Below are 9,700 nucleotides of genomic sequence, written 5' to 3' on the forward strand. Positions count from 1 at the left end.
CTGTTTGATCAATTCAGGAAAGAGATTAAAGCCCAGTAAGTTACCACATTTGTTCCTTGCCCAAAATCCCCGCCGTTGTTAGAGTTATCGGCTTTCAGGACTTGTGGCCGAGATGGCTTTGCAGCACATGAAAGGTGTTGCAGGTTGCAGGCAAATCCCAGGGTACCCACTTCTCATGTTCAAGAAAATTCGCGGTCTTTTTTCCAGCGATCTGTCCATCGATCTGGGCACGGCTAACACCCTCATTTTCGTACGCGACCGAGATATCGTTCTTAACGAGCCGTCGGTAGTGGCGATCCGTGTTCAGGGCAACCAGAAATCGGTAGCGGCGGTAGGCGCTGATGCCAAGCGTATGCTTGGGCGTACACCGGGGAATATCACAGCGATTCGGCCGATGAAGGATGGGGTTATAGCGGACTTCCACGTCACCGAAAAAATGCTGCAGTACTTCATCAGCAAAGTGCACGATAATTCTTTCCTGACACCCAGTCCCCGTGTGCTGGTCTGTGTGCCCTGTAAATCGACTCAGGTGGAGCGTCGTGCGATCAAGGAATCGGCCATCGGCGCGGGTGCGCGCGAGGTTTATCTGATTGAAGAGCCGATGGCAGCGGCCATCGGTGCCGGTATGCCGGTGGACGAGGCCAGTGGTTCCATGGTTGTGGATATCGGTGGCGGTACCACTGAAATCGCGGTTATTTCTTTGAACGGTATTGTCTACGCAGAATCGGTGCGCGTTGGCGGCGACCGTTTCGATGAGGCGATCGTGACCTACGTGCGCCGTAACTACGGCAGTCTGATCGGTGATGCGACGGCGGAGCGGATTAAGCAGGAGATCGGCACGGCCTATCCGGGCACCGAAGTGTTCGAAATTGATGTCCGCGGTCGCAATCTTGCCGAGGGTATTCCGCGCAGCTTCACGCTTAACTCGAACGAAATTCTGGAGGCGTTGCAAGAGCCGCTTTCGTCTATCGTTCAGGCCGTTAAAAGTGCCCTGGAACAGTGTCCGCCCGAACTGGCGGCCGACATTGCCGAGCATGGTATTGTGCTGACCGGTGGTGGCGCGCTGCTGCGTAATATCGATCGCTTGATCAGTGAAGAGACCGGTTTGCCGGTGATCGTCGCTGAAGACCCATTGACCTGCGTAGCGCGTGGTGGCGGTAAAGCACTGGAGATGCTGGATAAGCATGCCTTTGAGTTGCTGACCTACGAGTAATGACCGGGTTTCAGGTTGCTTTCGTGTATGCTGACCGGTGGTTGGCGATAGGGAAGCCGGAGGTCTGTTATTAAAACGATTTTCAGAGGGGGGGCGCCGCGCGCCCTCTTTGTCGTTCTGCTGCTGATGGCGATTCTGCTCATCGTCGCTGACCTTAATTGGTCAAAGATGCGCGAAGGGCGATCCTATCTCTCACTGGTGGTCACGCCGCTGCAATGGTTGGTGGATCTACCCTCTCGTGCTGCCGATAACCTTTCAGGCGTGCTTGTCAGTCGCGCGACGTTGCTCAGTGAGAACGAGCGCCTGCGCACTGAGGCATTGGTGCTGGAGCGTAAAGTCCAGCAGAACGCGTCTCTGATGGCTGAAAATATTCGACTTCGGGAGCTGCTCAGTGCCCGTGAGCGTGTTCAGGAGCCGGTGAAGCTGGCCGAGTTGATCGGTGTCAACCCGGACCCGTTTCAGCACGAAGTGATTATCAACCGCGGCTCTGAAGAGGGTGTATACGCGGGCCAGCCGGTGCTTGATGCCGGTGGTGTGATGGGGCAGGTGGTTTCACTGTCTCACTACACGGCGCGGATCATGCTGATCACCGATGCGCGTGCTGCGATACCGGTTGAGGTGAACCGAAACGGCTTTCGAGCGATTGCGCTGGGTAAAGGCGTGATGGATGAGCTTGAGCTGGAGCATGTGGCGGATACCGCGGATGTGAGGGTCGGTGACAGACTGGTCACCTCTGGACTTGGCGGGCGTTTTCCGCGCGGTTATCCGGTGGCTAAGGTTACCGAGGTCGTGCGTGACCCCGGGCAGCAATTTGTTCAGGTGAAGGCGGTGCCAACAGCGCGTTTGGATAAAAGCCGTCACCTGTTGCTGGTCGAGCATCATTCACAGAGCGTCACTCGGTTGACGGAGGGGGCCGATGAGTGAGGAGCGCGCCGGGGGCGGGCTGATCATTTTGGGGACCTTCATCGTTGGTCTGGTGCTGAGTCAGATTCCGATGCCGGATATACTGACCTGGGCGCGCCCGGAATGGGTGGTGCTGGTTTTGATCTACTGGGTCATGGCACTCCCGGAGCGGGTTAGTGTCGGCAGTGCTTTTATCCTCGGGTTGATCATGGATTTGGTGCGTGGCAGCGTGATGGGGCTCAATGCGCTGGCCATGACGATTATCGCGTTTCTGGTTCTGATGCTGTACAAGCGAATGCGAATGTTTCCGCTCTGGCAGCAGTCCGCTCTGGTGCTGGTTCTGGTGGGCATCAATCAGCTTCTCTTCCACTGGATGCAGGGAATTACCGGTACCACCAGTGACTCTCTGCGTTTTCTGCTTCCGGCTGCCGTCAGTGCGCTGGTCTGGCCCTGGCTGTTCCTCCTGTTGCGCAGTATCCGGCGCATGTTCCGTATCAGCTAGTTCGACGGAGTTAATTATGCCGCAGCTTGTTCTCGCCTCTGCTTCTCCACGACGTCGTGAATTATTGGATCAAATCGGTGTTATCTATCGGGTTTGTCCGGTCGATATCGATGAAACACCGCAACGGGGTGAAGCTGCTCGGGACTACGTTGAGCGTCTGGCGCGGGCTAAGGCGCAGGCCGGCTTTCGGGCATCCGGGGGGCGAGAGCCTGCGTTGGGATCTGACACGACAGTCGTTATTGATGGCACCATTTTAGGTAAGCCGGTTGATGAGGAAGATGCCGTCGGGACATTGATGCGCTTATCCGGACAAACGCATCAGGTGATGACCGGTGTGGCTGTTGCTGATGGGGAACAATGCCTGTCAAGGGTCGTCATAACCGAAGTGTGCTTTATTCAATTTGATAAGCAGCGCGCGCACGCCTACTGGCGCACCGGTGAACCGGCCGATAAAGCGGGCAGTTATGGTATACAGGGGTTAGGGGCGGTGCTGGTTGAGTCGATCAGCGGCAGTTATTCGTCCGTGGTTGGTCTCCCGTTGGCAGAAACGGCGAGCCTGCTTGAATATTTTGATATTGGCGTCTGGCAAAACGGCGGGGCGCAATAGCCGGGAATAAGGAATACGGCATGGGTGAAGAGATTCTCATCAACTTTACGCCGATGGAGACGCGGGTCGCCGTCATCGAAAACGGTATGCCCCAGGAGATCTATGTTGAGCGGGTAAAGCGGCGGGGAATCGTCGGAAACATCTATAAAGGCAAGGTCGTCAGGGTGCTACCCGGTATGCAGGCGGCGTTTGTCGATATCGGTCTGGAGCGCGCAGCGTTCATCCATGTTGATGAAGTGGTTGACCAGGGGCTGCCTGCAGAAGAGCGTCACAGTGTTTCCATCGCGCAGGTTTTGCGAGAGGGACAATCACTTCTGGTACAGGTCACCAAAGACCCGATCGGCACTAAAGGTGCGCGCCTGACCACCCATCTTTCAATCCCGTCCCGCTATCTCGTACTGATGCCGGGCAGCTCCCATATAGGTGTCTCTCAACGCATTGAAGATCCGGAAGAGCGGGAGCGGTTACGTGCCTTGATCCAGAAGCTGACCGAATCGGATCAGGCGGAAGATGAAGACGCCAGTGCCAGCTATGGATTTATCCTGCGTACGGTGGCTGAGCGGGTCAGCAGTGCGGAACTGGGCTCCGATATTCAGTTTCTGCGTCGTCTCTGGAGCTCCATTCAGGCACGCATTGCCAAGGTAACGGCGCCGGCTGCGGTGTATGAAGACCTGCCGCTGAATATGCGTGCCCTGCGTGATATGGCGCATGCAGGCGTTGAGCGGATCCGCATCGACTCTCGGGAAACCTTCCAGAAAGCGATCGATTTCTCGCGCTCTCTGGTCCCCGAGATCGAGGAGAAGCTGGAGTATTATCCCGGTGAGCGTCCTATCTTTGATCTGTTTAATGTGGAGGAGGAGATTCAGAAGGCGTTAGGGCGCAAGGTTGAGCTGAAGTCCGGTGGTTATCTCATTTTCGATCAAACCGAAGCGATGACAACGGTGGATGTAAACACCGGTGGTTTTGTGGGCCATCGCAATCTGGAAGAAACGATTTTTAAAACCAACCTGGAGGCGGCGACGGCTATTGGCCGTCAGCTACGTTTACGTAATCTGGGTGGCATTATCATTATCGACTTTATCGATATGGAAGATGTGGATCATCAGCGCCAGGTTCTGAGAACGCTGGAGCGCGTGCTGGAGAAGGATTACGCCAAGTGCAAGGTCACAGGCGTCTCTGAACTTGGCCTGGTGGAAATGACCCGCAAGCGTACCCGTGAAAGCCTGGAGCAGGTGTTGTGTGAGCCTTGCCCCCAGTGCGAGGGGCGTGGCTCTATTCGAACACCGGAAACGGTTTGTTACGAGATTTTTCGGGAAATACTGCGTCAGCACAGAGCTTACGATACCGATGCCTATCTGGTGCTGGCCAACCAGCGCGTGGTGGACTACCTGATGGACGATGCGTCTGACCACGTGGCCGAGCTAGAGGTCTTCATCGGTAAGCCTATTCGCTTCCAGATAGAGCCGATGTACAACCCGGAGAACTTTGACGTGGTACTGCGTTAAGGTATCGCGAGATGATCAGGGCATCGGTTGTTCGGCTGGGAAAGTGGGTCCTGGTTCTGGCGACTCTGCTGGGGCTTCTGATCCTGGGGGCGCGGGTTGGTCTGCCGCTATTGTCGCAGGCACCGCGTTTGGTTGCTGAGCAGCTGAGTCAGCGTTTGGGGGCCGATGTTGAAATCGGCGCTCTGGATGCCAGTTGGGATGGTTATTACCCTCACCTGAGGGTTGACGCTTTGAGTCTGGTGGAACGCGGCAGCACGGCGCTGCGGTACACGATTGATATCGCCTCTATCGACCTCACTCTGGACCCCTGGCGTTCTGTCATCGGCTTGCAGCCGGTGTTCGAGCAGCTTGAGATTTCCGACGTCGAGGTGTCTGTTTACCAGCGCGAAGGTACCTGGTGGCGGGTGCCTGAACCGACAGCACGCGAAACCGCACATCCAGAGAATAATTTTGAGCAGTGGCTGCTGGGGTTGATCCTCAGTCAACCGGAGGTTGTGCTGGCCGACGCGAGCGTTGAGCTGCACTCGGAGAAGGGTCGGCAGGTCAGGTTTCATTCGGTGCAGGCGTTGCTCGAAAACCTCGAGGGCGAACACCAGTTCAGTGGTCAGCTTCGCATCCAGGGCCTGGAGGAAACGCAGCTCGCGTATGCTGTTCAGTTCGAGGGGCAGCCGGAGTCCGCACTCTCCGGGCGTTTTCCATTTTACTTGAAACTGGAATCTCTGGGGCCGGAGCTGTTTGAGCTTTTCGACCTGGATCTTCCCCTCGCCAGAATGCGCGCGGGTACAGAGTTTTGGGGAGTATGGCAGGACAATGCGCTGGAGCGTTTGCAGGGGCGCCTTGCCGTTGGTGAGCTGGAGTATGGAGCGGATAACCCGGTTCATTTAACAAACAGCTATCTCGCGTTCGCTCTGTTGCCGGGCGAGGAACTCTACCAGCTACAGCTCAGTGATATCCATCTGCAGTCTGATGAACAGTCTCTGGATATACCTTTAGTGGCACTTGAGGGAGGGCTGGATTATCGGGTGCCTCCCAGTAAGGTTATGGTTCCCGAGCTTGAAATGGCACCTCTGAGCCGATGGGTCGCCGGGTTACCGATGCTCCCGGATGCTTTAACCGGCGTATTGAGGGAGCTGAAGCCTGAAGGGCGTCTTGAAAATACGGTTGTGCAGTGGCAAGGACGGGGCTGGACAGATTTCGAGCTTGTCGCAGATGCACGTGCACTGGGGGTAGAGGCTTATTTCGGTGCGCCAAAAATCCGCGGGGCTAGCGGGCTATTGAGGGCTTCAGCGGCGGGCGGCGCTCTGCATCTGAACACTGATTACTTCGAGATGCACTTTCCCAAGCTCTATCAGGATGGCTGGACATTTCATGCGGCCGATGGTGTTGTGCGCTGGTCGCTGGATGACGATGCGGCTCTGATCGCCAGTGATTTACTGCATTTGAGGGAGGCGGGTGTCAGTGGTGCGGGGCGCTTCAGTATCCTTGTTCCTTATGATCGTCAGACGCAAACCGAACTGACCCTGATGATAGGGCTGACCGAGAGTGATGGCACTCAGGCGCAGCGCTACACACCGGCAAAAGAGGTCGGCGAGGGGGTCCATCGGTGGTTGGGTGAGGCGATTCAGGCGGGCCAGATTCGCCAGGGTGGTCTGGTACTGCACGGCGGTACCCGCATGCTGGAATCAAGGCGCCCACCCAGCATTAATCTCTTTATGGATATAGGCGGCGGATCGTTGCGTTACGATCCGGCGTGGCCGCCCATCGAGGCGGCGGATCTCTTCCTGCAGGTTCGTAACGGTGATCTCCGCGTTGACCTGCGCAATGGACGTTTTCTGACGTCTGAAATAACGAGTGGTTGGGCCTATAAGCGCTTGCATGATAGGTCATTGCAGGTGGCGGCGGCTGTCCAGGGACCTGCGTCGGATCTGGAGCAGGTGCTGCGCAGTAAGCCCTTAGGTGCCTTGGATCAGGGGCTTGGCGACTGGTCGTTGGGGGGAAGTCTTGGAGCGCTCGTTCAGCTCGAGATTCCTGTGACCAATGAGTCCTCGGTACCTACGGTGGACGTCACAGGTACGCTGAATCAGGCAAGTCTCCGTTCCGATAGCCTGAGGCTGGCGCTTGATGAGCTGGCAGGCCGCTTCAGTTACAGCTCGCAGGCCGGGTTAACCAGTGGTCCGCTGTCGGCTCAGCTGTGGGGGCGGCCACTGAGCGGTCGGTTGAACGCCGCTGATGGCAAAACGACGTTGTCACTTGAAGGGCAGGCCGAGATGCAGTCGGTGCGAGAGTGGCTGGCGCTTGATGCCCTGCGCGTCATACAAGGGGTCGTACCCTATCAGGCCAGCGTCGATTTCTGTATCAGCGGTAACGCCTGCCGCAACAGGTTCGAGTTAGCGTCCTCGCTGACCGGCGCGGCCGTTAATTTGCCGTTAGGGTTGGGTAAGGCGCCGGATGCAATGGCGAGTTTGGCGCTGGATGTGGATCTGGACGCAAATCAACTGAGCTTTGACTACCGTGACGCCTTGTTTGGTCGGTTTGATCTGGCGAGCTCGGTACCGCGTGGCCGGATATCACTGGGCGTCGCTGATCCGCGTTTGCCGGACGGCTCCGGAGTCTATTTGAGTGGAACGCTTGAGCATCTGGATCTGGCCAGTATAGCGGCTCTGGCTGAACCGGCTGCGACTCAACAGCCATCTTCCGGCGGTCGCGATCCGGTGGGCCTTAGTGGGGTCGATCTGTCGGTTGCGGAGTTTGAGTTGGCGGGCTATTCGCTGGGGCCGTTACAGGTGAAGGCCCAGGCGCAGGAGGCGCTCTGGTCTATCCAGGTGGCGGGTAATCAGGTCCAAGGCGGGATCTTGCTGCCTGATGAGGCCGGGCCGATCGATGTTCAGTTGCAGCGACTTTATCTGGTCAGTGAAGACGGTGCGCCGTCAACCGCACAGGATCAGACTGGATCGGTATCCTGGATTGATGGCAACGCCCTGCCCGATATTGATCTTGTTCTGGATGACCTGCGCTACGATGGGCGTGAGTTGGGAATGTGGCGTGCTCAAGTGCGCTCGACGGAGAAGCAGGTACGACTTGAGGGCATTGAAGCGAAACTTGCCGAGCTTACTCTCTCGGGAGCGCTGACCTGGACTCAGGGACAGGCTCCGCATACCGGCGTGACGGTCAGGATGCAGGGGCGGGATCTGGGTGAGCAATTGGTTCGTTGGCAGTTGCCCAGGTCAATAGAAAGCCAGGCGCTTGAGGGTGGGTTTCAGTTGGAGTGGGATGGCCCGCCCTGGGCATTCGCGCTGGAGAATCTGGACGGCGCTTTCCAGTTTGGGCTGGAGGATGGTCGAATTATCGAATCGGGTAACAGTGCCAATCTGTTACGCGTCTTTGGCATTCTTAACTTCAATGCCCTGGGGCGTCGTCTGAGGCTTAACTTTAGCGATCTTTTTGAAAAAGGGGTCGCATTCGATAACTTAAGTGGCGACTACCGGATCACTCGAGGCGTTGCCGCCACCGAAAAGCCGCTCCGGATGGTCGGGCCATCCGCTAATCTGCAGGCCGAAGGGCAGCTGGATCTGGGCGCAGAAACCGTTGATAAAGAGATGGAGGTGGTTCTTCCGATCACCAGCAATGTGCCTTTCGCGGCGGTTCTGCTGGGTGCACCCCAGGTGGCCGGGGCTGTTTTCCTGATTGATCGTTTAATCGGGGATAAGCTGGAGCAGGTGACAACATTGCGTTATCGATTGAGCGGTGATTGGGGCGATCCGCAAGTGGATCTGATCACAACGCCACCACAGGAAGCTGAGGAGATGCGTTGATGAGAGCCGCTGTTATTCAGATGGTGTCCACCGCCGATTTGAACCGCAATCTCGAGCAGGCTGAGCGACTGCTGGCAGACGCTGCGGCGGCGGGGGCGGAGTTGGTACTGCTGCCTGAGAATTTCGCGCTGTTCGACAGTGGGGCCGTGGCCGCGCTGGCACAGGATGATGCGGACCATGGAGTCCTGCAGCGTTGGCTCGGGGACTGTGCGAGGCGCCTGAACCTGTGGGTCTTGGCGGGCAGTTTGCCTGCTGTTACGCGCCCGGACGGGTCACGTATTTCAGATGGCCGTGTCCGCTCGCGGCTGGTTGTTTTTGACAACAGGGGGCGCTGGGTTCATAGCTACGACAAGCGACACCTGTTTGATGTGGATGTGGGGGATGCACAGTCGCGGTATCGGGAGTCGGAGCGCTTTGAACCGGGTGACGACGTTGCCACTGTCGACACACCCTGGGGAAAGGTGGGGTTGAGTATCTGCTACGATCTGCGCTTTGCTGGCCATTACCAGCGCTTACGCGCGCTGGGTGCGGAGATATTGGTGGTTCCCTCAGCCTTTACGCGTGTAACCGGGGAGGCGCACTGGGAAGTGCTACTCAGGGCGCGGGCGATAGAAACCCAGAGTTATGTGCTGGGGGCTAATCAGGGCGGACGCCATGGGCCTACCCGGGAAACCTGGGGTCACTCAATGATTGTGGATCCCTGGGGCGAGGTGCTTGCCTGTGTGGAGGAAAGCGGTCCGGGTATCGCCGTTACACAGCTGGATCTGGCGGCTCTGCAGCGCTGCCGTCGTGAGATGCCGGTCTGGGCGCACACCCGGGATCATTGCTGACTTACTAATGGGTTCGAAAGTAAGCGAACATCATTTATAATGTAGGCTCCGTTCGCCAAGCTTATCGGATATTTACACACATGCGCCACGATGACGGTCGTAAACTTGATCACAAAACATTAGAAGCCATTCGCGTTCGCGCCGTTCAACGGGTCATGGATGGCGAGAGTCCAGAAGTCGTCATCAAAGCGCTGGGGATGAGCCGAGCACGAATCTATGAATGGCTGGCTGCCTACCGCGAGGGTGGCTTTGACGCGCTCAAGGCCAAGCAGATTTCCGGTCGTCCCAAGAAACTGAGCGGTGCTCAGATCCGGGAGCTGTATATCTG

The 9,700-nt window shown here is 57.3% G+C and carries 8 protein-coding genes; all 8 read left to right on the forward strand.

The features are described from left to right. The first annotated feature begins 175 nt into the window (after window positions 1-175). Window positions 176-1,213 carry a rod shape-determining protein gene (locus G403_RS0121275; protein WP_027855763.1) on the forward strand — a complete coding sequence of 346 codons (1,038 nt, stop codon included), beginning with the start codon at window positions 176-178 and terminating at the stop codon, window positions 1,211-1,213. Between the two features lie 78 nt (window positions 1,214-1,291). Next, a complete protein-coding gene (gene mreC, locus G403_RS24195) occupies window positions 1,292-2,137 on the forward strand; it encodes a rod shape-determining protein MreC (RefSeq protein WP_084404145.1) in 846 nt (281 codons plus the stop codon). Further along, window positions 2,130-2,618, forward strand: coding sequence for a rod shape-determining protein MreD (gene mreD, locus G403_RS0121285; protein WP_027855764.1), 489 nt, complete (start codon window positions 2,130-2,132; stop codon window positions 2,616-2,618). The genes mreC and mreD overlap by 8 nt, the downstream gene beginning before the upstream one ends. 16 nt (window positions 2,619-2,634) lie before the next feature. Continuing rightward, window positions 2,635-3,225, forward strand: a complete 591-nt coding sequence (locus G403_RS0121290; RefSeq protein WP_027855765.1) for a Maf family protein — start codon at window positions 2,635-2,637, stop codon at window positions 3,223-3,225. Window positions 3,226-3,245: 20 nt separating this feature from the next. Next, window positions 3,246-4,730, forward strand: coding sequence for a ribonuclease G (gene rng / locus G403_RS0121295; protein ID WP_027855766.1), 1,485 nt, complete (start codon window positions 3,246-3,248; stop codon window positions 4,728-4,730). A gap of 11 nt (window positions 4,731-4,741) precedes the next feature. After that, window positions 4,742-8,542, forward strand: a complete 3,801-nt coding sequence (locus G403_RS0121300; protein ID WP_027855767.1) for a YhdP family protein — start codon at window positions 4,742-4,744, stop codon at window positions 8,540-8,542. Then, window positions 8,542-9,372 (forward strand): carbon-nitrogen hydrolase family protein, encoded by an 831-nt coding sequence (locus G403_RS0121305; RefSeq protein WP_027855768.1) that lies wholly within the window; start codon window positions 8,542-8,544, stop codon window positions 9,370-9,372. The genes G403_RS0121300 and G403_RS0121305 overlap by 1 nt, the downstream gene beginning before the upstream one ends. A gap of 80 nt (window positions 9,373-9,452) precedes the next feature. After that, a partial coding sequence (locus G403_RS0121310) for a helix-turn-helix domain-containing protein (RefSeq protein ID WP_036234660.1) occupies window positions 9,453-9,700 on the forward strand: 248 nt, incomplete at its 3' end.

It is taken from the genome of Marinobacterium litorale DSM 23545, assembly GCF_000428985.1.
Classification (GTDB): Bacteria; Pseudomonadota; Gammaproteobacteria; order Pseudomonadales; family Balneatricaceae; genus Marinobacterium_D; species Marinobacterium_D litorale.

Bases quoted from the DNA above. Each gene is read 5' to 3' on its own strand.
- rng (WP_027855766.1), top strand. From the start codon at position 3,246: ATGGGTGAAGAGATTCTCATCAACTTTACGCCGATGGAGACGCGGGTC.
- G403_RS0121305 (WP_027855768.1), top strand. From the start codon at position 8,542: ATGAGAGCCGCTGTTATTCAGATGGTGTCCACCGCCGATTTGAACCGC.
- G403_RS0121290 (WP_027855765.1), top strand. From the start codon at position 2,635: ATGCCGCAGCTTGTTCTCGCCTCTGCTTCTCCACGACGTCGTGAATTA.
- G403_RS0121275 (WP_027855763.1), top strand. From the start codon at position 176: ATGTTCAAGAAAATTCGCGGTCTTTTTTCCAGCGATCTGTCCATCGAT.
- mreD (WP_027855764.1), top strand. From the start codon at position 2,130: ATGAGTGAGGAGCGCGCCGGGGGCGGGCTGATCATTTTGGGGACCTTC.
- G403_RS0121300 (WP_027855767.1), top strand. From the start codon at position 4,742: ATGATCAGGGCATCGGTTGTTCGGCTGGGAAAGTGGGTCCTGGTTCTG.